This window comes from Bradyrhizobium neotropicale, from assembly GCF_001641695.1.
In the GTDB taxonomy this organism is placed as follows: Bacteria; Pseudomonadota; Alphaproteobacteria; order Rhizobiales; family Xanthobacteraceae; genus Bradyrhizobium; species Bradyrhizobium neotropicale.
On record NZ_LSEF01000090.1, the window covers coordinates 350,983 to 377,050 of the forward strand.

20 protein-coding genes are annotated in these 26,068 nt (G+C 64.1%); 5 read left to right on the forward strand and 15 right to left on the reverse strand.

The window, feature by feature from the left end; all coding sequences use genetic code 11:
• Positions 1–110 precede the first annotated feature (110 nt).
• Positions 111–2,474 (reverse strand): transketolase, encoded by a 2,364-nt coding sequence (locus tag AXW67_RS30650; RefSeq protein ID WP_063680898.1) that lies wholly within the window; start codon positions 2,472–2,474, stop codon positions 111–113.
• A 132-nt stretch (positions 2,475–2,606) separates the two neighbouring features.
• Here AXW67_RS30650 and AXW67_RS30655 point away from each other — a divergent pair, with 132 nt between their 5' ends.
• The 3 genes from AXW67_RS30655 (at position 2,607) to AXW67_RS30665 (ending at position 5,585) form a co-directional block, all read left to right on the forward strand.
• On the forward strand, positions 2,607–3,068 hold the full coding sequence (locus AXW67_RS30655) for an Lrp/AsnC family transcriptional regulator (protein WP_063680899.1): 462 nt from the start codon (positions 2,607–2,609) through the stop codon (positions 3,066–3,068).
• A gap of 119 nt (positions 3,069–3,187) precedes the next feature.
• Positions 3,188–4,108 (forward strand): polyphosphate kinase 2, encoded by a 921-nt coding sequence (gene ppk2, locus AXW67_RS30660; RefSeq protein ID WP_063680900.1) that lies wholly within the window; start codon positions 3,188–3,190, stop codon positions 4,106–4,108.
• A 40-nt stretch (positions 4,109–4,148) separates the two neighbouring features.
• The gene (locus AXW67_RS30665; RefSeq protein WP_063680901.1) at positions 4,149–5,585 is read left to right on the forward strand and encodes a TAXI family TRAP transporter solute-binding subunit; all 1,437 of its coding nucleotides are present in this window, start codon (positions 4,149–4,151) and stop codon (positions 5,583–5,585) included.
• Here the strand turns inward: AXW67_RS30665 and AXW67_RS30670 are convergent.
• From AXW67_RS30670 to AXW67_RS30725, 12 genes are all read right to left on the reverse strand, one after another.
• A complete protein-coding gene (locus AXW67_RS30670; protein WP_063680902.1) occupies positions 5,563–6,642 on the reverse strand; it encodes a zinc-binding dehydrogenase in 1,080 nt (359 codons plus the stop codon). The genes AXW67_RS30665 and AXW67_RS30670 overlap by 23 nt on opposite strands.
• A 60-nt stretch (positions 6,643–6,702) precedes the next feature.
• Positions 6,703–7,644, reverse strand: coding sequence for a DMT family transporter (locus AXW67_RS30675; RefSeq protein ID WP_063680903.1), 942 nt, complete (start codon positions 7,642–7,644; stop codon positions 6,703–6,705).
• 188 nt (positions 7,645–7,832) lie between these two features.
• Positions 7,833–8,672 (reverse strand): aldo/keto reductase, encoded by an 840-nt coding sequence (locus AXW67_RS30680; protein ID WP_063680904.1) that lies wholly within the window; start codon positions 8,670–8,672, stop codon positions 7,833–7,835.
• Between the two features lie 217 nt (positions 8,673–8,889).
• Positions 8,890–9,786 (reverse strand): SMP-30/gluconolactonase/LRE family protein, encoded by an 897-nt coding sequence (locus AXW67_RS30685; RefSeq protein ID WP_063680905.1) that lies wholly within the window; start codon positions 9,784–9,786, stop codon positions 8,890–8,892.
• Between the two features lie 332 nt (positions 9,787–10,118).
• Complete coding sequence (locus tag AXW67_RS30690) at positions 10,119–12,824, reverse strand: nitrate reductase (protein WP_063680906.1); 2,706 nt, start codon at positions 12,822–12,824, stop codon at positions 10,119–10,121.
• Positions 12,825–12,840: 16 nt separating this feature from the next.
• Positions 12,841–14,058, reverse strand: coding sequence for an NAD(P)/FAD-dependent oxidoreductase (locus AXW67_RS30695; protein ID WP_201723736.1), 1,218 nt, complete (start codon positions 14,056–14,058; stop codon positions 12,841–12,843).
• A 10-nt stretch (positions 14,059–14,068) separates the two neighbouring features.
• Positions 14,069–14,497 carry a globin family protein gene (locus AXW67_RS30700; RefSeq protein WP_063680908.1) on the reverse strand — a complete coding sequence of 143 codons (429 nt, stop codon included), beginning with the start codon at positions 14,495–14,497 and terminating at the stop codon, positions 14,069–14,071.
• Between the two features lie 204 nt (positions 14,498–14,701).
• Positions 14,702–16,105: an MFS transporter gene (locus AXW67_RS30705; RefSeq protein WP_063680909.1), complete on the reverse strand. Its 1,404-nt coding sequence runs from the start codon at positions 16,103–16,105 to the stop codon at positions 14,702–14,704.
• Positions 16,106–16,442: 337 nt separating this feature from the next.
• A complete protein-coding gene (locus tag AXW67_RS30710) occupies positions 16,443–17,237 on the reverse strand; it encodes an ABC transporter ATP-binding protein (RefSeq protein WP_063680910.1) in 795 nt (264 codons plus the stop codon).
• Between the two features lie 12 nt (positions 17,238–17,249).
• The gene (gene ntrB, locus AXW67_RS30715) at positions 17,250–18,146 is read right to left on the reverse strand and encodes a nitrate ABC transporter permease (RefSeq protein WP_063680911.1); all 897 of its coding nucleotides are present in this window, start codon (positions 18,144–18,146) and stop codon (positions 17,250–17,252) included.
• Between the two features lie 58 nt (positions 18,147–18,204).
• Complete coding sequence (locus tag AXW67_RS30720; RefSeq protein ID WP_063680912.1) at positions 18,205–19,521, reverse strand: CmpA/NrtA family ABC transporter substrate-binding protein; 1,317 nt, start codon at positions 19,519–19,521, stop codon at positions 18,205–18,207.
• Positions 19,522–19,859: 338 nt separating this feature from the next.
• Complete coding sequence (locus tag AXW67_RS30725) at positions 19,860–20,777, reverse strand: intradiol ring-cleavage dioxygenase (RefSeq protein WP_063680913.1); 918 nt, start codon at positions 20,775–20,777, stop codon at positions 19,860–19,862.
• A 163-nt stretch (positions 20,778–20,940) separates the two neighbouring features.
• On the opposite strand from AXW67_RS30725, the gene AXW67_RS30730 reads away from it, so the two are divergent.
• Positions 20,941–22,215 carry a serine hydrolase domain-containing protein gene (locus AXW67_RS30730; RefSeq protein WP_063680914.1) on the forward strand — a complete coding sequence of 425 codons (1,275 nt, stop codon included), beginning with the start codon at positions 20,941–20,943 and terminating at the stop codon, positions 22,213–22,215.
• 69 nt (positions 22,216–22,284) lie between these two features.
• Here AXW67_RS30730 and AXW67_RS30735 read toward each other — a convergent pair whose 3' ends face one another.
• On the reverse strand, positions 22,285–22,512 hold the full coding sequence (locus AXW67_RS30735) for a hypothetical protein (protein ID WP_063680915.1): 228 nt from the start codon (positions 22,510–22,512) through the stop codon (positions 22,285–22,287).
• Positions 22,513–22,727: 215 nt separating this feature from the next.
• Positions 22,728–24,449 (reverse strand): SulP family inorganic anion transporter, encoded by a 1,722-nt coding sequence (locus AXW67_RS30740; protein WP_063680916.1) that lies wholly within the window; start codon positions 24,447–24,449, stop codon positions 22,728–22,730.
• Positions 24,450–24,707: 258 nt separating this feature from the next.
• Between AXW67_RS30740 and AXW67_RS30745 the strand changes: the two genes are divergently transcribed.
• The coding region (locus AXW67_RS30745; protein ID WP_245315779.1) for a sensor histidine kinase at positions 24,708–26,068 on the forward strand (1,361 nt) is incomplete at its 3' end.

Sequence of the window (26,068 nt, forward strand, 5' to 3'; positions counted from 1 at the left end):
GCGGACGGAGGATATATGAGCCGATGACGGAGGAGTGGCAAGATGGCTCAGCCGTCATTCCGGGGCGCGGACGAAGTCGCGAGCGCGAAATGACGGCCCGGTTACTTCGACTACACCGCCATCTTGCGATGGAGCACCGGCGCGCCGGTGGTGAGGCTTTCGGCCGCATCGATGATGGCGTTGGCGTCGATGCCGTAGTGGCGATAGAGGTCGGCGAGCGCGCCGGTCTGGCCGAACTGCTCGACGCCGAGCGCCTCGACGCGATGGCCGCGGACGCTGCCGAGCCAGCCGAGCGCGGCCGGATGGCCATCGATCACGGTCACGATGCCGCAGTCGCGCGGCAGCGGCGCCAGCAATTTTTCGATGTGGCTGAGGTGCTGGACGCCGCGGCGGTCACGCCGCAATTTCCGCGCGGCGGTCCAACCCGCATGCAGGCGATCCGCCGAAGTGATCGCGAGCAGGCCGACGTCGCGCCGGCTCTCGCCGATGAAGCCGGTCGCTTCGATTGCTTCCGGCGCGATGGCACCGGTATAGGCGATCACGACCTCGGCATTGGGGCCCGGCTTGCGCAGCCAATAGGCGCCGTCGGTGATGCCCTTCTCTAGCTCGGGCGTCATGATCCGCTGCGCCTGCTCGATCGCGCGCGTCGAGAGGCGCAGGTACACCGAACCGCCCTCGCCCGCCTCGCGCTGCATGTGGCCAAACCCCCAGCCCATGATCACGGCGAGCTCGTCGACGAAGGCTGGCTCGAACGAGGCGAGCCCGTCCTGCGCCATACCGATCAGCGGCGTCGCGATCGACTGATGCGCGCCGCCTTCGGGCGCGAGCGTGATGCCGGACGGCGTCGCCACCACCATGAAGCGCGCATCCTGGTAGCAGGCATAGTTCAGCGCATCGAGCCCGCGCTCGATGAAGGGATCGTAGAGCGTGCCAACCGGCAGCAGCCGCTCGCCATTGATCTGGTGCGACAGGCCGAGGGCCGACAGCATGATGAACAGGTTCATCTCGGCGATGCCGAGCTCGAGATGCTGGCCCTTTGGCGAAGCGTCCCAATTGTAGGTCGAGGGAATTTTCTCGCTGCGGAATAAGTCCGCCTTCTCGGCGCGCGCGAACAGGCCGCGGCGGTTCACCCAAGGACCGAGATTGGTCGAGACGGTGACGTCAGGCGACGTCGTCACGATGCGCTTGGCGAGCTCGCTGTCGCCGCGCGCGATCTCGTTCAGCACGAGCCCAAAGCCCTGCTGCGTCGACATCTGCGGCGACGGCTTGAAAGTGAGCTGCGACGGCACCTCGACGACGGGTGCGCTCAGCCTGCGACCATCCTGATTGAACGGCACGTGTGCGAGGAACGCTTCGAGCGCGGCAGCATCCTGCGTGAGGCCCTCGAACTTGTCCCATTCGTGGCCGGGCCGGATGTCCTGGCTCGCGCGCCACTTTTCCATCTGCGCGACCGTCATCAGGCCGGCGTGATTGTCCTTGTGGCCCTGGAACGGCAGGCCAACGCCCTTGATGGTGTAGGCGATGAAGCAGACCGGGCGATCATGGTCGATCGACTCGAAGGCCTCCAGCATGCTCGCCATGTCGTGGCCGCCGAGGTTCGACATCAGCGCCAGCAGCTCGTCGTCACTGCGGCGGTCGATCAGTTTTGTGATCGGGCCCTGGTCGCCGATCTCGTCGTGCAGATGCTTGCGGAACGCCGCGCCGCCCTGGAAGCACAGCGCCGCATAGAGCGCATTCGGGCAATTGTCGATCCAGCGCTTCAACGCCTCGCCACCGGGCTCGGCAAAAGCCTCGCGCATCAGCCGGCCGTATTTCACGATCACCACGTCCCAGCCGAAATTGCGGAACATGGTCTCGAACTTTTCCCAGAGCCCTTCGCGCACGACGGCATCGAGCGACTGGCGGTTGTAGTCAACCACCCACCAGGTGTTGCGCAGGCCGTGCTTCCAGCCCTCGGCAAGCGCCTCGAAGATGTTGCCCTCGTCCATCTCGGCGTCGCCGACGAGCGCGATCATCCGCCCTTCGCGGCGATCCTTCATCCAGCCATGCGACTTGACGTAGTCCTGCACCAGCGAAGAGAACAACGTCTGCGCGACACCGAGACCGACGGAGCCGGTCGAGAAATCGACGTCGTCGACATCCTTGGTGCGCGAGGGATAGGACTGCGCGCCCTTGAAACCGCGAAAATTCTCCAGCTTCTCGCGCGTCTGCCGGTCGAACAGATATTGGATGGCGTGGAACACCGGGCTCGCATGCGGCTTCACCGCGACGCGATCCTCAGGCTTCAGCACCGAGAAATAGAGCGCCGACATGATGGTGGCGAGCGAGGCCGATGAAGCCTGATGGCCACCGACCTTGAGGCCGTCCGCGTTCGAGCGGATGTGGTTGGCGTGATGGATCGTCCACGACGACAGCCACAGCACCTTGCGGCTGAGAGCGGACAGGGTTTCGAGGCGCGCGGAATCGACGGGCATGGCAATGCTCCCGGAAATAACGTCCCGATGATACGCCCGCGCGCGGCCCCAAACTTCTCAATTTTTCGCGCCATGCCTGCAAAAATTGGTATAATTTACCAAAGAGACGCTTCAAAAACAGGTTTCATCCCAATGCCGGACCTCGACGCCATCGACCGCAAGATCCTCGCTTCGCTCCAGACCGACAGCCGCCTCACCATGCAGGAGCTCGCCGACAAGGTCGGGCTCTCGGTCTCGCCCTGCCATCGCCGGGTCAAGCTCTTGGAGGAGCGCGGCGTCATCACCCGCTATGTCGCAACCGTCGACCAGAAGGCGCTCGGCTTGCATGTCAGCGTCTTCATCTCGATCAAGCTGGCGCGGCAGAAGGAGGAGGATCTCAACCGCTTTGCGCGCGCGATCTCGAAATGGGACGAGGTGCTGGAATGCTATCTGATGACCGGCAACCGCGATTACCTGCTTCGCGTCGTCGCGGCCGATCTTTCCTCCTATGAAGCGTTCCTGAAGAACAAGCTGACCCGCCTCGATGGAATCGCCTCGATCGAATCGAGCTTTGCGCTGAGCCAGGTCAAATATTCGATCGCGCTGCCGGTGTGAGGCCCATCAGGGCCGTTTTGCGCCTGACAAGCGGCGTTCGCCAGCCGCCGGTGTCACATTAGCGCAACAAACCCCGCCGATGGTCGGGGCGAGAGGCATCCGAGCCGAGAGAAGGACCCATGACTGCATCCGACCGTACCTCCCAAGCCGCCAAGCGCGAGCGCATCATCCAGGAAATGGCCGACGATCTCGACGAAGAGCTGGAGATGGAGCTCGACGATACTCGTCTCGACGAACTCCTGGACGAGGCCGACACGCTGAGCCCGACGGTGGATCGCAAGGTCTACTTCAGGGAATTGCTGCGGCTCCAGGGCGAGCTGGTCAAGCTACAGGACTGGGTGCAGACCGAGCGCAGGAAGGTCGTCGTGCTGTTCGAGGGACGCGACTCCGCCGGCAAGGGCGGCGTCATCAAGCGCATCACCCAGCGTCTCAATCCCCGCATCTGCCGCGTTGCCGCCCTTCCGGCGCCGAGCGAGCGCGAGCGCTCGCAATGGTACTTCCAGCGCTACGTGGCGCATCTTCCGGCTGGCGGCGAGATCGTGCTGTTCGACCGGAGCTGGTACAACCGCGCCGGCGTCGAGCGCGTGATGGGCTTCTGCACCGACGACCAGTACCAGGAATTCTTCAAGTCGGTGCCGGAGTTCGAGCGGATGCTGATCCGATCCGGCACTATTCTGCTCAAGTACTGGTTCTCGATCACCGACGACGAGCAGCAGTTCCGCTTCGCAATGCGCATCAAGGATCCGCTCAAGCAGTGGAAGCTCAGCCCGATGGATGTCGAGGCGCGCAGCCGCTGGGAGGCGTACACCAAGGCCAAGGAGACGATGCTGGAGCACACGCACCTGCCGGACTCGCCGTGGTGGATCGTCGATGCCGTGGATAAGAAGCGCGCCCGGCTCAACTGCATCTCGCATCTGTTGAGCCAGATTCCCTACCAGGAAGTCTCGCGCGTGCCGGTGGTGCTGCCCCCGCGCGTCCGCAATCCCGACTATCACCGCGGACCGATTCCGCAGGAGATGTACGTGCCTGCAAAATACTGACGGCACCCGCCACGTTTGCGGCGGACAGGAGGGAAGCGAGATGCCCGTGCCGAGCGATCTGAGCGTGACCAGGGACGCCTCGCCTCGCCGGCGCAATCGCCTCAGTCCGTGGCTCGCGCTCGCGAGCGGCCTCTCGGCGCTGACGGTCGCGCTCGCCATCGCCTATTGGGCGTGGCAACCGGCGACGCTACGCATCGCCGTCGGGCCGCCCGGTGGCGACGACCAGATGCTCGTGCTCGCCATGGCCCAGGCGTTCGACGCCAAGGGCGGGCCGGTGCGGCTCGCCCCGATCGAGACCGATGGAACGCTGCAAAGTCTCAACCTGCTCGGCGGCGGCAAGACCGACCTCGCAGTGGCACGCGGCGACCTCGAGATGCCGTCCGAGACCAGCTCCGTGGCGATCATGCGCCGGAATTTCGTGGTGATGTGGGCGCCGACGGGCCGCAAGGGCGCGGGCAAATCGAAGGTCACGGAGATTGCGGCCCTCAGCGGACGCCGCATCGGTGTCGTCGGTCTCGGCGATGCCAACGTCACCCTGCTACGGGTTATCCTGGCGGAGTCCGGCGTCAATCCGCAGAAGGTCTCGGTCGTCCAATTCGGCACCGACCATATCGCGGAGATGACCCAGGACACCACGCTCGATGCCTTCATGATGGTGGGTGCGCTCGACGCCAGGGTCATCGCGGATACGATCGCCGCCACAGCGCGCCTGCGCGGCGAACCCAAATTCCTCGGCGTCGACGTCTCCGACGCCATCGCCGAGCGGCATCCGCTCTACGAGTCCGAGGAAATCCCCGCGGGCGCATTTGCCGCCTCGCCGCAGCGCCCCGACGACAAGATCGACACCATCGCCATCAATCATCTGATCGTGTCGCCAAGCTGGTTTTCCGAGGACACAGTCGCCGCCTTCACGCGCGAGCTGTTTGCGGTCCGGCAATCGCTTGCGAAGGATCTGCCCACCGCCAGTCATATCCAGAAGCCCGACACCGACAAGGATGCCGCGCTGCCGGCGCATCCCGGCGCCGCCGCCTATGTCGACGGCAACGAGCGCAGCTTCATGGACAAGTACAGCGACTACATCTGGGGCGCGGTGCTGTTGCTCTCGGGTCTCGGCTCCGTGGCCGCGTGGCTGCGCCACTATCTGAGGCGCGAGGAGCGCAGCCTCAATGCGCTGCATCGCGACCGCCTGCTCACGGCGATTTCCAGCGTCCGCGAGGCGACGTCACTCGACGATCTTGCCGCCATGCAGCGCGCCGCGGACGATATCCTGCGCGAGACGCTGGCCTGTCACGAAGACGGCGCCATCGAGGACGGCGACCTCGCCGCGTTCAGTCTGGTTCTGGCGCAGTTCCATCAGGCGATCGTCGACCGCCGGGCCGTGATCGGCAGGACGAGCAAGGCCGGCGACGCCGATCTGCCAGCCAAGCCCGACGGCTCCGTGCTTCAACCCTTCCCTATCTCCACGGCTGCACGATGATCTTGGTGTGCGCCTCGGGGTTGGCGAGATCGGCGAAGGCTTTTGCGACGCCGTCGATGCCGACCTCGGCGGTCACCATCGCCGCGGCGTCGACCTGCCCTTCCGCGATCAGCCGCAGGGAATAGGCGAATTCGTCCGGCGTGTAGCCGAGCACGTACTGGACGTTGAGCTCCTTCATGATGCCGAGCATCGGCTCGCTTCTGTCAGTCTCCATGCAGACGCCGACGACGACAACCTTTGCGTCACGCGGCGCTCCCTCGAACACCTGCTGCAGCAGGCCGGGCACGCCGACGCATTCGAAGATCACCGCGGGCTTCAGCGCCGGCAACATCGCCTGGAGCGGCGGCCGCGCCGCCTTCTCGGCCGCCGACATCTGGGCGTGCTCGGCCCAGGTCGTATAAGGCTGCGACACCCTGGGGTCGACGACGATGTCCGCGCCGAGCTTTGCCGCGAGCGCGCGCCGTGCCGGCGAATAGTCGGCGGCGACGATCGGGTGCAGGCCTCTGATCTTCAGCGCGGCGATGACCGCGAGCCCGACCGGCCCGCAGCCGATGACGAGCGGCACCTCGCCCCCCCGGATATTGGCCTTCGCCACGGCGTGAACGCCGACGGCAAGCGGCTCGGTCAACGCGGCATGTTCGGGAGCGAGGCCATTGGGCACCTCCAGGAGCAATGGCTCACTCAGCAGCATCTGCTCTGCATAGCCGCCGATATTGTCGTTGGAATAGCCGATGCCCTGAATGCCCGCCGGCGTCAGCAGCGCCGGCAGCGAGCACACGCGCGTGCCCGGCTTGAGCTTGCGTTCCGTGCCCGGACCGTAGTCGACGATCTCGCAGCAGAACTCGTGGCCGAACACGACGTCGCGCGACAGGTCCATCGGCGTGCGCCCGATCTTCTTCGCCATCTCCACCATGCGATGGGCATGCTGGCGTGCATGCAGATCGGAGCCGCAGATACCGCAGGCGAGCGTCTTGACCAGCACCTGACCCGCACCCGGCTTCGGTGCCGGCATCCGGTCGACGATGATCTCACCGTTCCTGAAAATGGCAGCCCGCATCCGGCTCCTCCTTTATTGTCGGAGCCGTTGATAGCACGAAGCGGCGGGCGCGGTATTGCGTCAGGCGTTCGGCGAACGCTCTTCCAGCACCAGCAGCTGGGCGCGGCGGATGCGCTCGCGATGGGCGATGTAGAGGCCGCTGGCAACGATGAAGGCCGTACCGATGATGGTCCAGACGTCGGGCAGCTCACCGAACAGGAAGAAGCCCAAAATGCTGACCCACAACAGCTGCGTGTAGGAGAACGGCGCCAGCACCGAGGCATCGCCATAGCGATAGGCGAGCACCACGATCCACTGCCCCACTGTCGAAGCAACGCCAATCAAAATGCCAAATCCAATCGCGCTCCAGCTCGGCGTGACCCAGACGAACGGCACCATCACGGTCAGGATAGCCGCGCCCGTCAGCGCGGAATAGGCCATGGTGGTGGCGACGGCTTCCCGGCCACTCATCATGCGCGTCAGGATCAACGCGGCAGCCCAGCAGAACGCCGACACGATTGGGAAGAACGCCGCGGCGTGAAACGCGCTCGAGCCCGGACGCAGGATGATCATCACGCCAACGAGGCCGATCGCAGTCGCGATCCAGCGGCGCAAACCCACCTTCTCACTCAGGAAGATAATCGACAGCGCGGTGACGAACAGCGGCGAGACGAAAGCTGTAGCAGACGCTTCCGCGATCGGCAGGAATCCCAGCCCCGTGATGAAGAACAGTGAGGAGCCGAGCAGCGCCGTACCACGCATCACGTGAAGGCCGAGTCGCTCAGTCCGCATCGCGAAGAGCGGCGAACCCGGCACCATTACCGGCAGGAACATCAGCGCGAATGTGAGGAAGCGGATCCAAGTGATCTCGATCGACGGCAGGCTTGACGACAGATATTTCGCCGTGACGTCGGAGCAGCCGAGGAATACCGTCGATAGCAGCACCAGCGCGATGCCCTTGAAGGGATGATCGACGCGCGCCGGCGCACGCCGTGCTGCCTGGTTCTTCTCCGGCACGGGCATGGAAATGACATCGAGCCTTGCGGCTGCGGCGGGCGGCGGGGTCACGGCTGGAACTCGGGAGAAATGCGAATCGAGTACGCTCTTAAAAAACGCCAATTGGGCGCGATTCACAACTTCCGAAAACAGGATGCCGATATGCGCTGAGGGCCACGCGCGTCAACGCTCCATTAATAATGGGCGTTTGTGCATTACAACATCGGCAAACTGCGTGGCTTCGGACCGCGCGGAAACGCCGCATCCAACGCCGCAATCTCCTCTTTCGTCAGCACGAGATCGCCGGCGGCCGCATTTTCGCCAGCATGTTCCGCGGACGACGCCTTCGGGATTGCGAACACCGTAGTTGCACGGGTCAGGAAGCTCAGTGCGACCTGCCGCGGCGTGGCACGACGCGCCTCTGCGATGCGCGCGAGCACAGCGCCGCCCTTGCTGCTGCTTGCAGGAAAGTCGTCATGTCCAAACGGCGAATAGGCGACCACCGCGACGCCGTGCTTCTCGCATCTGGGGATCACGGCGTGCTCGATTGCGCGCTCCTTCAGATGATAGAGCACCTGATTGCAGGCGATCCTTCCTTCGCCGGCGACGTCAAGCATCTCGTCGAGATCGTCGGCGTCGAAATTGGAGACGCCCCAGGACTTGATCTTGCCGGCCTTCACCAGTTCCTCGAAAGCGGCGACGGTATCCTCGAGCGGATAGGAGCCGCGCCAGTGCAGCAGATAGCAATCGAGCCGGTCGGTCTTCAGCCGCTTCAACGACCGCTCGCAGGCGGTGATCGTGCCTTTGCGCGAGGCATTGCTCGGCAACACCTTCGAGACCAGAAACACCTCGTCGCGGCGGCCCGCAATCGCATCCGCAATGACGAGCTCGGCGTCGCCATACATCTCGGCGGTATCGATGTGGGTCATGCCGAGATCGAGCCCGCGCTGAAGCGCGGCGATCGCGCGCCTGCGGTCGCCGTGGTCGAGATACCACGTGCCCTGCCCGATGACGGAGACGTTGGTGCCGGTCTGGCCGAAGGGGTTTGATTTCATGTCTTGATCCAGTTCATCAGGTCGAGCGCCGCTCTTCTCCCTCTCCCCGTTCTTACGGGGAGAGGGTCGGGGTGAGGGGCTGCATCCGCGATGACGATAGCAGTTGGACTCGCGGAAGCTCCCCCTCACCCGCATTTGCGCTTCGCGCAATTGCGGCCTCTCCCCGCACGCGGGGAGAGGCGAAGGGAGCGCCGCGCATCTCAACTATCATCGCGTGCTAGAGTTCACTTATATCCGCAACCAGCACACTTCCGGTCGCCGACTCCGTGATGTAGAGACGATCCTTGTTTGCACCACCGATTGCGACGTTGGTGCAGTTCGGCCCCGCACACGACTTGATCCGCGCGATCAATTCGCCGTTGGGCGCAAACACGAAGACGTGGCCGAGCGAGGCGTGGCCGACGAACAGGCGTCCCTTGGCGTCCATCGTCATGCCATCGGGACCGCTGGTGCCGAACAGCGAGCAGAAGCGTCCAACTTTCGACACGCTGCCGTCCTTCATGAATGGCAGCCGCCACACCGCGTTGTCGCGTGTCATGGCGACGAACAGCACGGTCTCGGTCGGATCGAGCACGAGGCCGTTCGGGCTGATGCCGGTGTCGATGAGGCAATCGAACCGGCCGCTCGGCGTCAGCCGATAGACCCGACCGCTCGGATCATGCAGGCCGGTCTGGCCCTGGTCGGTGAAGTAGATGTCGCCGTTAGAGGCGAGATGCAGGTCGTTGCAACCGCGGAACGATTCCGAGTTGCGCGCGGTCAAGACCGGCGTGATGCGCCCTGCCCCGGCGTCGAGCTGCATAATGCCGTGCATGTAGTCGGCCACCAGAATGCGGCCGTCGGCCGCGATCTTCAGCCCATTCGGCCAGCCCTCATATTCGATCGCCAACGACCATTCGCCGTCAGGCGCGATGCGGAAGACGCGACCAAAGGGAATGTCGACGATGTAGAGATTGCCGTTGGCATCGAACGACGGCCCCTCAACGAAGGAGTCGGTCGCAACACCCGGGCGGTTGGCGTCAGCCCAGTCCGTCCGCGCGCCCTTGCGGCGGAACTTGTCGGGCATGGTGGAGAAGATTTGCGTTTCGATCAGGCGCGGCGGCGTTTCCAGGTACATCATGGTTTTTGTGATTGTTATGCGTTGGGCTGGTAAGACGCGCGGCAGCATAGGCCACAATGCCCGGCCCGTCGATTGGCGCGGATATCATGGCAGGAATGGCGCAGGCTGGTGCCACATACCCCACGGTCGTCCCGGCGCAGGCCGGGACCCATAACCACAGGAAGGAGTTTGGCGACGACTCGTCGTTCGGTACTCCGACCGCGTACAATCGAGAGATTCCGCGGTATGGGTCCCGGCCTGCGCCGGGACGACGCTGTGGAAACGGGTACCACCGCATCAATACTGTCATTGCGAGCTGCGCTCGCAACGACGATGGGACGGAGGCGCGCCTAGCTCGCCGCGCCCGCGAGCTTCGCTTCCTTCGCGGGCGCACTCTCCGCGGCCGCAATCAGCCGCTTCAGCTCGGGAATGCACGAGCCGCAATTGGTGCCGGCCTTCAGCTTGGCGCCGATCTCGGCGGCCGTGCGCGCGCCGGCCGCGATGGTGTCGCAGATCGTGCCACGACCGACGCCGAAGCAGGCGCAGACGATGGGACCGCTCGAGGCTGTGCCCTCGGTGGATTTGCCCGACAGCAGCAGGCGGCGCTGCTCGTCTGTGACGATGTCAGCCGCAAACACGCTCTTCACCACCTCCCAGTCGCCGGCGTCATGGGCAGGGCCGACGAACAGGCAGGTCTCCATGCGCTCGCCCGCAAACGAGGCCGCGCGATAGACCCCGCCGCCGAAGTCGCGGTACTCGGCGACATCCTCGCCGGCGACGCCATCGAGCCACGCCGGCCAGCGCGCGAGATCGGCATTGTCGGCGAACAGGTAGCCGAAGCCGCCGGCGATGCTCACCCGGCTCCACCACAGATGCCCCGGGAGATCGAGCTCTTTGCGCGAGAGCGCAAAGCCGCGGAACACGTATTCATACGGCGCGATCGCGGCTGGCGTCGCCTTCGATTCAGGCTGGCCCGAGAACGGATCGTTGAACGACTGCACCAGCGCACCGACGCGGCCGTGCGAGGTGTTCATCGCACTCCAATGGATCGGCGCGAACAGCGCGCCGCGCTGCTGACCCTCGCTGACGACGACCTTCAGGATGCACTGGCCGTAATCGGTGGTGATGCGCGCGAAGCCGTCATGAACGATACCGTATTTGCCGGCGTCGTCGGGATGGATCTCCACGAACGGCTCGGGCAGATGCGCGCCCAGCCGCTGGCTGAGGCCCGTGCGCGTCATGGTGTGCCACTGGTCGCGGATGCGGCCGGTGTTGAGCCGGAGCGGCCGCGACGGGCTGGTCTCGCTGCGCAGCGACGGCACCTCGGGCGCGACGAAGCGGCCCTTGCCGTCATTGGTGAAGAATCCGCCACCCGCGAAGAAGCGCTCGCCGGAAGCCTGACCTTCGCGCGCCGGCCACTGCACAGGCGTGAGCGCATCGAACGCTTCATTGGAGATCGACTTCAGCGCGCCGATGTCGAAATCGCGGCCGCCATCGTTCTCGAAGGCCGAGAGCGCGGCGTGCTCGCGGAAGATCTCGGCCGCCGATTTGTAGTTGAAGCTGTCGCCGAAGCCGAGGCGCTTGGCCACCTCGCTCAGGATCCACCAGTCCGGCCGCGCCTCGCCCGGCGCCGGCAGGAAAGAACGCTGGCGCGAGATGCGCCGCTCGGAATTGGTCACGGTGCCCGACTTCTCGCCCCAGGCAAGCGCGGGCAGCAGCACGTGCGGCCCGGCCTCGACCGTGTCATTGGAGCGCACGTTCTCGGACACCACGAACAGCTCGAGCTTTTTCAGAGCCTCGCGGACCATGTCGGCGTCCGGCAGCGACACCGCCGGATTGGTGCCCATCACCCACAGTGCCTTGACCTCACCACGGTTGATGGCCTCGAACAACTGCACCGCCTTCAAGCCCTCATGGGTGGCGATGCGCGGTGCCTTCCAGAACCGCCGCACGCGGTCGATCTCGGGCGGCGTGAAGCCCATATGCGCGGCGAGCTGGTTGGCGAGACCGCCGACCTCGCGGCCGCCCATCGCGTTCGGCTGGCCCGTGAGCGAGAATGGCGAGGCGCCGACCTTGCCGATGCGCCCCGTGGCGAGATGGCAATTGAGAATGGCGTTGACCTTGTCGGTGCCCTGCGCCGACTGGTTGACGCCCTGCGAGTAGAGCGTGACGACGCGCTCCGTGTCGCGGAACATCCGGAAGAAGGTCGCGACCTCCTGTTCGGACAAACCGGTCGCGAGCGCGGTCGCAGTGACGCTGCCAGCGATGCTGCGCGCACGCGCCAGCGCATTGTCGAAGCCCGAGGTATTCTGCTCGATGTAGTCCTTGTCGAGTGCGCCGTTGTCGGCGAGGTGAACGAACAGGCCGGAGAACAGCGCGGTGTCGGTGCCTGGCTTCAGGCCCAGGAACAGATCGACGTCGCTCGCCGTGTCGGTGCGGCGCGGATCAATCACGATCATGCGCGCGCCACGCTCCTGCCTGTTCCTGAGCATGCGCTGGAACAGCACCGGGTGGCACCACGCCGCGTTCGAACCGACGAAGACCAGAAGATCGGCCTGGTCGAGATCCTCGTAACAGCCGGGCACGGTGTCGGCGCCGAAGGCGCGGCGATGCCCGGCAACGGACGACGACATGCAGAGCCGCGAATTGGTGTCGACATTCGCCGTGCCGACAAAACCCTTCATCAGCTTGTTGGCGACGTAATAGTCCTCGGTCAAAAGCTGGCCGGAAAGATAGAACGCGACCGCATCCGCGCCATCACGCGCAACGATGTGCTGCATGCGGTGGGCGACATGATCGAGCGCATCGCTCCAGGCGACGCGTTCGAGCACGCCCTTGCAGCGGATCATCGGATGGAGCAGCCGGCTTTCGAGCCCGACGGTCTCGCCGAGCGCGGAGCCCTTGGAGCACAGCCGACCAAAATTGGCGGGATGACCGGGATCGCCCGAAATCGCCGCGCCACCTTTGCCGTCGGGCGTCGCCAGCACGCCGCAGCCGACGCCGCAATAGGGACAGGTTGTTCGGGTTGCACGGAGCGTCGGATCGATCGCCGTCATGGTCAGGCCCGCCCTATCAAGCCGCTTTGGATGGACGCGCCAGCGCGCGGCCGAACATCATGTCGGTGCGGATGGCCGTGATCTTTTCGCGGGTGCGGATCAGTTCGAGATACCAGAGCGCATCGACGGTATCGCCGATCAGCACGGCGCCGGTCAGCCGGCCGTCGGCGATGACGAGCTTCTTGTAGGTGCCGCGCTTGACGTCGGAGAGCACGAGGCTCTCGCTGCCCTCGCCGCCGATGAAGTCGCCGGCGGAGAACACGCTGACGCCGGACACCTTCAGATTGGTCGAGACCACGCTGCCCTGATAGGCCGCAGGCCGGCCGGCGAGATGCCGCGCCAGAACGCGCGCCTGCTCATAGGCCGGCTCGACCAGGCCGTAGCAGACGCCGCGATGCTCGGCGCATTCGCCGAGCGCGAAAATGTCGGGCGAAGCCGTCTGCATCACGTCATTGACGACGATGCCGCGGTTTACCGCGATGTCCGCCTCCTTGGCGAGCGCGATATTGGGCCTGATGCCGGCGGCGAAGATCACGGCGTCGGCCTCGATGCGGCTGCCGTCGGCGAGCTCGACGGCCTCGACATGGCCCTCACCATGGATGCGGGCGGTCGATGCATTGAGCATCACGCGAACGCCCTTGCGCTCGACCAGCGTCTTGAGCAGGTCGGCGGCGGGCAGATCCAGCTGGCGCTCCATCAGCCGGTCCATCAGATGCAAAAGCGTCACCGGCGCGCCGGCCTTGGCAAGACCATAGGCTGCCTCGAGGCCGAGCAGGCCGCCGCCGATCACGACGACACGCTTCCTGGCGGCGGCGAGCGTCAGCAGCAGATCGACGTCGCGGCTGTCACGAAAGGTGTGCACGCCGGCAAGATCGGCGCCGGGCACGTTAAGCCGCAGCGGCGTCGAGCCGGTGGCGAGCACGAGCTTCGAGTATTCCATGCTCTCTTCGCCGGCGATCTTGAGCTCGCGGCGACCGGTGTCGATCTCGGTGACGCGATAGCCGTAGCGCACCGTGACGCCGCGATTGCGCCACCAATCGGCGGGCCTCAGCTCGATCTCGTGCGAGCCGGTCTCGCCGGCCAGCACGGAGGAGAGCAGCACACGGTTGTAAGCGAGCCGCGGTTCTTCGCCGATCACGGCGATGGCGTAGCGGCCGAGCGCGGTCTTGGCGAGTTCATCGACCAGCCGTGCGGCCGCCATACCGTTACCGACGATGACGAGCGGTTCACTCACGAGGCATCTCCTATTCTGCCGCCTGTGGCTGCGCGCCATAGGCCTCCGAGATCATGAAGCCCGACAGCACGCCGTAGGCGTCGGTCCAGGCTTTCGCGACGTCCGGCGTCCAGGCCTCGCCGAGGCCCTTCTCCAGCGTCCACAGCAAGGTGGCGCCGACCACCGGATAATGCTCGGCCTTGGCTCCGTAGGCGACGTGACGCCTGGCGAGCATTGAGGCCGCGGGAAGAATCGATTCGAGGTTCGACAAACCGCTCACGACAGCAGCGAGCATGCCCATCAGCTTCTTGCGCTGCTCGGTCATGTCTGCGGGAAACATCGCGCGCACGGACGGCGCGACCTCGAACAGGCGATCGTAGAACAGCACCGCGGCCGCTTCAGAAATCGGCGCGACCTTGGAAAAGCTCTGCTGGACGAGGTTGATCTGTTCGGGCGTCATGATGTTCTCCTGTCTGTTTCGGTTTGCTTTTGTCCGCGCCGTTGCGGAAAAAGTTCATGGTCAAACGTCATCAGAGAGACTTCTCCCCGCGTACGGGGAGAAGCGAAATTCGTACCAACTCTATTGTCTGAGCATGATCTCCGCGCAAACGCGTTCCGCGTTTGTCGCGAGGGAAAACCGCTGCATGCTTTTCCGGATCATGCTCTACACCCGCGCTTCGGCGAGGCTTGGCGCGCCCTCACGCTGCGGGCCGCGACGCAGGTAGAACCACCAGGTCAGGCCGAGGCAGGAGGCGTAGAAGGCGAGATAGATCGCGAGCGCGAGCTGCGGGCCGCCGGTCATGGCGATCGACTTGCCGAAGCCGCTCGGGATGAGGTAGCCACCGACGGCGCCGATCGCGCCGATGAAGCCGACCGCCGCACCGCTCTCGATGCTCGCCGTCTTCAATGCGAGCGCGCGTGCCGCATCACCCTTGCCGCGGACCTTGAATAGATTCTCCTCGCGGAAGATCGAGGGGATCATGCGGTAGGTCGAGCCGTTGCCGATGCCGGTCGTGACGAACAGGATCAGGAACATCGACAGGAAGCCGGTGAAATCCTTCTGCCCGACGAAGTAGAGCACGCCGATCGTCGCCGCCGCCATCGCGATGAAGTTCCAGAAGGTGATGATGGAGCCGCCGACCTTGTCGGCGAGCCAGCCGCCGAACGGGCGCGCCAGCGAGCCGACCAGCGGCCCCAGGAACGCGATCGAGATCGTCATGGCCGGGAACTGCGTCTTGATCAGCAGCGGAAACGCAGCGGAGTAGCCGATGAAGGATCCGAACGTGCCGATATAGAGGTACGCCATGATCCAGGTATGCTTGCGCTTGACGATCGCGAGCTGGTTCTTCACCGACGACTTGGCGGAGGTCAGGTTGTTCATGAAGAACACGGCGCCGAACACCGCGATCGCGATCGGCAGCACCCACATCAGGCCGGCGTTCTGCAGGAAGATGCCTTCGACCGGCGTCGCCTGGAACAGGTTGATGACGCCGAGCGTCATCAGGATCGGCGTCAGGAGTTGCACGCTGGAGACACCGATGTTGCCGCCGGCGGCATTCAGACCCAGCGCCGATCCCTTCATCCGGTCCGGAAAGAAGAAGGAGATGTTGGTCATGCTGGAGGCGAAATTGCCGCCGCCGAGGCCGGCCGTCGAAGCAACCAGCAGCATCAGCCAGAACGGCGTGTCGGGCTGGCTCACGAAATAGGCGAGCGACAGCGTCGGGATGAACAGGATGGCGGCACTGAAGATGGTCCAGTTGCGGCCGCCGAAGGTCGTGACCGCGAAGGTATAGGGGAAGCGTATGAAGGCGCCGATCAGGCCGGGAACGGCGACGAGCTGAAACAGCTGGTCGGTGCTGTAGTGGAAGCCTGCCTGCGGCAGCTTGGTGGTGACGATGCTCCAGATCAGCCAGACCGAGAAGCCGATATGCTCGGCCACGATCGACCAGATCAGGTTGCGTCGCGCGATAGTCTTGCCAGTCGCATTCCAGAACGCCTCGTCTTCGGGGCGCCAATCTGAAATCCAGGTCGCACTTGAAGCCGGATTTCCAGTCGGATTCGTCGTCATTGATAATCCCTTCTAGGCTCACCGCTGCGTCGTTGCAGGCTCCCTCCAGCCATGGAGGCGTGCTCCGAGGCTTCACCCCGGTGGCGAGTTCACGATGCTGATTGATGATGTTGAGGGACGTCGTCGTTGGCGTCGCAAATTGGCATTTCAATTTCCGTGCCAACTGCCAGCGATCTAGAAATACAGGGATTTCAGCGCGTTATTCGCATTGCCCGAAATTTTTGCAGGCCTGTTTCGCACGCTAATTTTGCGATTCGCTCAATCCTTGTGCGGCGCACAAGGATTGAGCGAGGTGTCGATTATTTAGGCGCGGACGTTTCGCGCATTAACCTTTGGTTTACGCGGCCTCTACGAAGCGATGACGCTCATAGAGGAACTCGAGCACGCGCTGCCGGCACTTTAGATAGGCGGCGTTGGTCGCGAGCTCGAGCCGCTTGCGCGGGCGCGCGAGCGGCACGTCCAGCACTTCGCCGATGCGCGCGGATGGGCCGTTGGTCATCATCACGATGCGGTCGGACAGCAGCACGGCCTCGTCGACGTCGTGGGTGATCATCAAGATGGTGTTGCCGAGCTTCTGATGCAGCGCCATCACGGAATCCTGAAGATGCGCACGGGTCAGCGCGTCGAGCGCACCGAAAGGCTCGTCGAGCAGGAGAACCTTCGGCTCCATCGCGAGTGCGCGGGCAATGCCGACGCGCTGCTTCATGCCGCCGGAGATTTCCGAGGGCCGCTTGTCCTTCGCATGCGCCATCTGAACGAGATTGAGATTGTGCATGACCCAGGCCTCGCGCTCGGCCCGCGTCTCGGTCTTGGCAAAGACCTTGTCGACGCCGAGCTTGACGTTCTCGTAGACGGTCAGCCACGGCAGCAGGCTGTGGTTCTGGAACACCACCGCGCGATCGGGCCCCGGCGAGTTCACCTCGCGGTTCTCGAGCAGCACGCCGCCGGTGGTGGCACGGGTCAGCCCTGCGATGATGTTGAGCAGGGTCGACTTGCCGCAACCGGAATGGCCGATGATCGAGACGTATTCGCCCTTCTCGATGCTGAGGTTGATGTCCTTCAGCACCTCGGTCGTGGCATTGCCGCGGGTAAAGGTCTTGTCGATGTGGTCGAGCTTCAGATAGGCGGTCATGTGCCCTCTCCTTCAGTTCTGCGCGGTGCCGCGGGTGACGATCCTGCCGAGGCCCGCGATCAGGCGGTCGAGCACGAAGCCGACGATGCCGACATAGAACAGCGCCAAAATGATCTCGCTGATATGCGAGGAGTTCCAGGCGTCCCAGATGAAGAAGCCGATGCCAACGCCGCCGATCAGCATTTCGGCCGCAACGATCGCGAGCCACGACAGGCCGATGCCGATGCGAAGCCCCGTGAAGATGTAGGGCGCGGCCGCCGGGATCATGATCTTGGCGAAGAACTCGAGCGGATTGAGCTGCACCACCGCGGCGACGTTGCGATAGTCCTGCGGGATGTTGCGGATTCCGACCGCGGTGTTGATGATGATCGGCCAGATCGAGGTGATGAAGATGACGAAGATCGCCGACGGCTGGCCGTCTCGGAACGCCGCGAGCGACAGCGGCAGCCAGGCTAGCGGCGGAATGGTGCGCAGCACCTGGAACAGCGGATCGAGCCCGCGCATCGCCCACACCGATTGCCCGACCAGCACGCCGAGCGCGATGCCGGCGACCGCGGAGATCGAATAGCCGAAGGCGACACGCTGCAGACTGGCGGAGAGATGCCAGAACAGGCCCTTGTCGATGCCGCCATGGTCGAAGAACGGATCGAGGATCAACTCCTTCGTATCCTTAAACACCTTTGAGGGCGGCGGCAGGGTCGAGCCGGCACGGCGGCAGACGAGCTCCCACACCAGCGTCAGCAGCGCGAGCACGACAAGCGGCGGGATCACGCGCGCGGCAGTCTCCCTTGCCATCCGCGCGTAAGTCTCGGCGCGCGGTGGTCGCCTTGGCGTCATCGTGACGACCGGCGCAGCAGCGACCGCAGGGGTCGCGGTTTCAACATCGATCTTCGTGGCAGTCATGTTCATCGCAATCTCTCCGGCTTCACAAGACGATGCGGCCGCCTGACGGCGGCCGCGGGCTCCATCAGACTTCGACGCGCTTGATCGCGAGCGACTTCAGATAGGCAGCCGGATTTTCAGGATCGAACACCTTGCCGTCGAAGAAGGTCTCCTTGCCGCGCGAGGTGGAGGTCGGGATGTCGGCGCTTGCGACGCCGAGCGTTTTGGCCGCGTCCTTCCAGAGGTCCTCGCGGTTGACCTTGGCGATCAGCGCCTTGCTGTCGAAGCCAGGCTCGTACTTGCCCCAGCGGATGTCCTCCGTCATGAACCAGAGATCGTGGCTCTGGAACGGATAAGACGCCTGATCCTTCCAGAAGCGCATCTGCTGCGGCGAGTTCTCGACGACGCGGCCGGTTCCGTAGTCGAACTTGCCCTTCATGCGGTCGGTGACGTCCTCGACCGGACAGTTGATCCACTGCCGCTTGGCGCAGATGGTCGCGGCCTCCTCGCGGTTCTCGGCCTTCTCGGCCCACTGCTGGGCCTCCATCACCGCCATCAGCAGCGCCTTCGCCGCCTTCGGGTATTTGTCGACCCAGGCCGCGCGCATGCCGAGCGACTTTTCGGGATGCTTGTCCCAGAGCTCGCCGGTGGTGATCGCGGTGTAGCCGATCTCCTGGTGGATGAGCTGGAGGTTCCAGGGCTCGCAGACGCAGAAGCAGTCCATGGTGCCAACTTTCATGTTGGCGACCATCTGCGGCGGCGGCACGACGATCGTCTCGATGTCCTTGTCAGGGTCGATGCCGCCGGCGGCGAGCCAGTAGCGGATCCAGAGATCGTGGGTGCCGCCGGGGAAGGTCATCGCAGCCTTCACCGCCTTGCCGCTGGCCTTCTTCTTCTCCAGCGCGACCTTGAAGGGCGCGGTGTCGATGCCGACCTTGACGTCGGCATATTCCTTGGCGACCGAGATGCACTGGCCGTTCAGGTTGAGCCGCGCCAAGATGTACATCGGCGTCGGCTGATTGTTCTGCGTCACCTTGCCGGCGGAGATCAGATACGGCATCGGCGTGAGGATGTGCGCGCCGTCGATGCCGTTGCCTTCCGAGCCGAGCACGAGGTTGTCGCGCGTCGTACCCCAGGAGGCCTGCTTCTGCACCTCGACGTCGGGCATGCCGTATTTGGCGAAGATGCCCTTCTCTTTCGCAACGAAAAGCGGGGTCGCATCGGTGAGCGCGATGAAGCCGAGCTTGGCGCCCTTGACCTCGGGGCCAGCGTCCTGCGCGAACGCACCGGCGGGGAAATTCAGTTTGGCAGCGGCGAGAAGTGCGGCAGTGCTGCCAGTCGCCTTCAACAATTGACGGCGGCTCAGGCCACTCTCCGAGGGCCGGCGAATGCGCTTGGTCATGGGTCGTGTCGTCCTTTGCGTCGTTGCAGGAAATGAGTGCGTCAGTGCACACGAGCCCACTCGCCCAGTGACGCCGCCTTTGGCGCATGCGAACGCATGACGGGAGAGACCCCCGTCGCGGTGGCGTCGGCAAATTCGGATGAGAAGTCTCGCGGGACGGCATCAATGGCGTCGGCACAAACTATTCAAGCTTTGTGCCAAGGTGTTCAGCGCCAATACTTATTCAAAATCAATGCGTTATATCGAAGCGACAGGCTGTCGCAGGCCGCTTTCCGCACGCGGAACCTGCGACCCGCCCAATTTTTGTGCGACGCATATAAACTGGGCAGGTCGCCTTATCAGGCGTGCTCCTCGACCTTCACCCCGAGCGGCTTCGGGGCCTGGCCACCACCCGGCTTGAGGTGGAACTCGTAGGCCATCAGATGCCAGCGCCCGTTGGCTTTGGTGCCGTCGGGCATCGCCGCGTCGTCACGCGGCTCGACCTTGGCGATGAGGTCGTCCTTGACCCCGAACACCACGTCGGAATCGAGATATTTGTCGCCGCCAATGAAGACGTGGGTGATCAGCGGCTCAAAGCCCTTCGCATTCACCAGGAAATGCACATGCGCAGGGCGCATCGGGTGGCGGCTGGTCTGCAGGATCATCTCGCCGACCGGACCATCGGTCGGGATCGGATAGCTGCACGGCAGGATGGTGCGGAAGAAAAAGCGGCCGTCGCTGTCAGTCACAAAACGCGCCCGCGCCGTAGCGCCGACCTCGTCATAGTTCGGCTTCTGTGAATCGTAGAAGCCGTCGTCATCCGCATGCCAGACGTCGACAGGAACGCCCGCGAGCGGCTTGCCGTGGAGATCGGTAACGCGGCTTTGCACGAACATCTTCTCGCCGGTCAGGTTGTTCGGGGAGATGTCGGTGCCGTGCGCGGTCACCTTGTGCTCGCCGACATAGAAGGGACCGAGCACGGTGGTCTGGGTGGCGCCCTCGCGATCGCGATGGTTGACGGCATCGACCAGCATGGAGACGCCAAGCACGTCGGACAGGAGGATGAATTCCTGCCGGGTGTCGGTGCATTTCTGGCCGGTGCGGGTCAGGAAGTCGATCGCATACTCCCATTCCTCGAAGGTGAGACCAGTCTTGCTCACGTAATCGTGCAGCGACTTCACCAATTCCTGGAGCAGGAATTTCGCGCGGGGGTTCGGGGTATCGTCGAAGCTGCTGATGACGGCTTCGGTGAGTTCGGTCTCGTTGAACTGGGTCATAGGCTGCCTGCTCCCGATTTTTCTCGTTAAGCCCGGCGGGCTCCTTGGAGGCGTTCCAGCGTGGACCCTACACCAGCCGCCCCGGCCGCGTTAAGCGCGACCGGGTTGGAATGGAGCCGCCATTTCGGCTATCAACGTCCAACAAAACCGCCCGGAGGAACTGATGCTCGCCCCAACCCCCGCCTCGCCCGAATCCGTCGGTATGTCCAAGGCCGCGCTCGACCGCGTCGATGCGCATCTGAAGAACCGCTACATCGATGCCGGCCGTTTCCCGGGCACGCATCTCCTTGTCTATCGTCGCGGCAAGGTCGCGCACAGCTCGGTCCAGGGCTTTGCCGATGTCGCGCGCAAGGTGCCGGTCAAGGACGACACCATCTACCGCATCTATTCGATGACCAAGCCGCTCACCAGCGTCGCCTTCATGATGCTGGTCGAGGAGGGTCTCGTCGCGATCGACGAGCCCGTCGCCAAATACATTCCGGAATGGAAGGATCTCGGCGTGTTCGTCGCCGGCACCTCGCCGGCCTTCCTGACCCGGCCGCCGACCCGTCCCATGCTGATCGTCGACCTATTGCGCCACACCTCCGGCCTCACCTACGGCTTCCAGCAGCGCTCCAATGTCGACGCCGCCTACCGCGCCGAGAAGATCGGCGAGGTGGAGAAAGCCGGCACGCTGCAGACGATGATCGAGGGGCTGGCCAAGATTCCGCTGGAGTTCTCACCGGGCGAGTCCTGGAATTACTCCGTCTCCACCGACGTGATCGGCTACCTCATCGGCAAGATCTCGGGGATTCCCTTCGAGCAGTTCCTGAAACAGCGCATCCTTGATCCACTCGGCATGGCCGACACCGATTTCCACGTGCCGACCTCCAAGGCGCACCGCTTCGCGGCCTGCTACTCGGCCGATCCGGGTGGCGGCATGACCTTCCATGCCGGCCAGCGCCGCGAGGGCCTGACGCTCCAGGACGATCCGGCGACGAGCTCGTTTCTGTCGCCGCCCACCTTCATCTCCGGCGGCGGCGGCCTCTGCTCGACGGTCGCCGACTATCTCACCTTCTGCCGCGCGCTCCTCAACGGCGGCGAGCTCGGCGGCGTCCGGCTGATCGGGCCGAAGACGCTGGCGTTGATGACGACCAACCACATTCCGGGCAATCGCCACCTTCCTGAAGTGTCGCGCTCGCTGTTCTCGGAAGCCAGCTACAACGGCATCGGCTTCGGTCTCGGCTTCGCCGTGACCATGCGCCCGGCCGAGACGCTGATTGCCGGCAGCCCCGGCGAATATAATTGGGGCGGCGCGGCCACGACCTCGTTCTGGATCGATCCGGCCGAGGAGCTGATCGCGATCTTCATGACGCAGGTGCTGCCGTCCAGCGCCTATCCGATCCGGCGCGAGCTGCGCAGCATGGTCTATGCTGCGATCACCGAGAGCAATCTGTAGTTCGCAAGACTCAGCAGCAACGGGGTTCCCGCGATCACTCGCGAGAGCCCGTTGCCATTCTCCTCAGTATCACGAGCAGACCTTGATGGTCTTCATGCCGCTCTCAGCTTCGGTACGCGACTTGTAGACGGTACCGGCAGGACTGACGATGGTCATGGACGCGTTCGTCGGCTTCTTGTCGACGACGGTGCACTTCTTCGACTTGACGTCATGGACGACGTAGAATTCGTCGGCCGCGAACGCCGGGAGGGAGAATGCAGCAAGCATCAGCACTGCAGTCGCCATCTTCAGCTTCATTTTCTCCTCCTCCAGTCGCCGGGCGCTCCGGCCCGGTCGATTTTCGAACGGGAAAAAGCGGCAGTTTGTTCCTCCCAGTTTACCTTTTGTGCTTGCGGCTGACCGCGATCAGCATGGCCTGATCGCCGCAGCCGATTGAGCGGGAAAATTCCTTGCTGCGACCTTCGCGCTACGGCGCCGAGGCCGTTTCGCACACGCTGCACCCGGCAAATGGCCTAACCTTCGGTTCGGTCCTCCCAGTCGTCCCACGACACATTGTTGATCGCAAGATAACGAGAGACGGCAACCCCGATGGTTGGAAAGAAGTAGCTTTCGCCAAGCTGCGCGAACAAGCCGAACTTTTTCAGCTTGTCCTTGACCGGATCCTTCAGTTCGGCAAAGCACAACTCTATGCCCTGCGCGTGCAGCGCCTGATCCAGTTCGGCAACGACATCGCAGGCCGTGACGTCCACACTGGTCACCGGCTCCGCCGCGACGACCAGCCAGCGTACTTGTGTTGGCGATGTCGCGACCGCGTCCAGGACACGTTCCTTGAAGAATTCAGCGTTGGCGAAGAACAGCGGCGCATCCCACCGAAACAGGACCAGCCCGGGGATACGGCGCGCATCCGGGTATCTCTTGATGTCGTGATAACCTTTGACGCCTTCGGCGCGTCCCAATACGGCGGAGTGAGGCCGCCAGCCGTCCCAAAGAAACTCGACGATGGCGATTGCGATCGCCAGGCCTATTCCCGGAATCACTCCGAGCACTGCAACGCCGACAAAGCAGACGATCGCCAACCAGAATTCCCAGCGCTGAATGCGATAGATTCGTTTGAGGTCGGCGATCTCGACCAAGCCGATCGCCGCCGCAATGACCACGGCGGCCAATGCCGCGCTGGGCAAATGCCGAAGGAGATTCGGTGCGACGAGCAGCAGTGCAGCGATGGCAAGCGCGCCAACGACGCTGGTGAGTTGGGTTCGAGCGCCGGCAGCTTCCGCAACGGGCGTACGCGAGCTGCTGCTGCTGATCGCGAACCCCTGAAAGAAGCCGGTCGCCAGATTGGCGGCACCAAGTCCCACCAGTTCCTGGTTCGGATCGGCCCGCACCCCCAATCTTGCGGCATAGGCACGTGACAGCACACTCGTATCGGCAAATGACACCAGCGCGATCGCAGAGCCGCCGATCAGCACCGGGACCACATCGCCGTAGCCGATCCAGGGAACGACGAACGCCGGCAGCCCCTGAGGAAGAGGACCCACGACCTTCAAACCGTAAGCCGCTCCGAGATCCAACACACCGACAACGACCGTTGCACCGACAACCGCGATCAGGATACCCGGGAGTCGCTTGCTGTTCTTGAGAAGCAGGATCACGGCCAATGTGGCCAGCCCAACCCCGAGCGCGACCCAGTTTGTCCGTCCTTCGAGGATGGCACCGCCGATTGCCCATAGTTTTCGCAAGGGCCCTTCGCCCTCGATGGAGAAGCCGAAGAGTGTTGGCAGTTGGCTGATCAAGACGGTCAGCGCTATTCCGTTCATATAACCGTAGCGGATCGGCTTGGAGAGAAGCTCGGTGACAAAGCCCAGGCGCGAAAGACCCGCCAGGATGCACACGATCCCCGAAACGATCGCCATCATGCCGGCGAGCGTCGCGGCTCGCGCGGGATCGCCGCCAGCCAACGGAGTGACAACGCCCAGCATGATCCCCACAAGAGCCGAGTCCGGGCCGAGGACAAGTATGCGGCTTGGGCCAAACAACGCGTAGACCAGCAGCGGCACGATCGTAGCGTAAAGACCGTAAATGCCGGGCAGGCCAGACGCCACGGCGTAGGCGATTCCGACCGGAACCAGCATTGTCGCCAGGACAATCCCGGCGAAGATATCGTGCGGAAGCCACGCTGCCTCGTATCGACGGAGCGTCTCCAATCCTGGCAGCCGGCTTATCCAATGCTTCATTGGTGGTCACTCCCAAACCCGGATTGAGCTTGTCAGCTGAGCATCGCGAATGAGCCGCGATTGGCGGACCGGAAACCACTATAGGCCATGTCCGCCTGGCATGTTGAATCATGGCGTCGCAGTCGAGTTGTCGACCGGCGCTTTTGCACTGCAACTTGAGCCTCGTCCACGCGATCAAAATGCGGGGTGGCACAATCGCGGCGCTGCATTATGCTCCGCCCGTCCGGCGCCGTCGCTCCGGAGCTAGGGTATCTGCGTTTGTCAAAGCTCACCCTGCCGGTCCGGCTCGCCCTCCTGGTCGCAGGAACGACGCTGCCGCTGATCGTCTTTGCCGTCGGCCTCGCCTACTACAACTACCAGCAGGATCGCAGCGATGCGACGCGCCGGGTGCTTGAGACGGTCCGGAGCGTGCGCCTAGTGCTCGATTCCGAGGTGCAGCGGATGACGAGCGGATTGCAGGTGCTCGCGCACAGCGATTCCTTGCGGAGCGGCGACTTCGACAATTTCCGGCGCCTGGCGGACGGCTTTATCACGCAGTACGGCGGGGACAGCATCCTGCTCGTGGCCGACAGGTCCGGACGCCAGATTTTCTCGAGCGTGACGACCGACACCGTGAGCCTGCCGCCGCGCAAAAATCACGAGATCATCGAGCGGGTCTTTGCGAGCAAGACGCCGCAATATTCGGATCTTTTCATCGGCTCAGCCAAGAAGCGCCCGATTGTGACGGTCGAAGTGCCCGTGCTGCGCAATGGCGAGGTCGTCTACGCGCTCTCGTTCAGCCCGCCGATCGATGTGTTCCAGCAGCTGGTCGAGCAGCAACGGCCGGACGATCAATGGACGGTTTCCCTTCTCGACACCAAGGGCATCGTGTTCGCGCGCGCGCCCAACCCGGCCGAGACGTTCGGCAAACAGGCCTCCCCGTCGCTCTACAATGCGATGTTTCGCGCGGACGAAGCCAGCCTCCCGACGATCTCGCTCGACGGTGTTGCGCTCGCGGCCGCCTATACACGCTCGCGGCTGACCGGATGGACGGTCGCCGCCGGCGTCGCGGAGAGCTCGCTGATCGCGCCGCTCTGGCGCAACATTGCGATCACCGGCCTGATCGGCGGCGTGCTGCTCCTGATCGGCCTCACCTTCGCGGTGCGCATGGCGACAGCGATCGCGCGCGGCGAGATGCTGCATAACCTCCTGGTCGAGGAGCTCAACCATCGCGTCAAGAATACGCTGGCGCTGATGCAGGCGATCGCGGTGCAGACTTTCCGCAGCGCGAGCCGGGACGAGCGGACGAAGTTCGAGGGACGGCTGGGCGCGCTCGCCGAAGCGCACAATCTGCTCAGCCAGGAGAAATGGCAGGGCTCGGAGCTGAAGGACGTGCTCGACCGCGCGCTGCAGCCCTTCCTGCTCACCAGTCCCGGACGCATCCGGATGGCCGGCCCCGCGGTGCCGCTGTCGCCGCGGCTTGCCGTGGTGCTGTCGATGATCGTGCACGAGATCGCCACCAACGCCGCAAAATACGGCGCGCTGTCCAACGAGACCGGCAGGGTGACGCTCGACTGGGAGGTGACCTCCGACACGCCGAAACCGCAGCTCCGCCTGATCTGGACCGAAGCCGGCGGCCC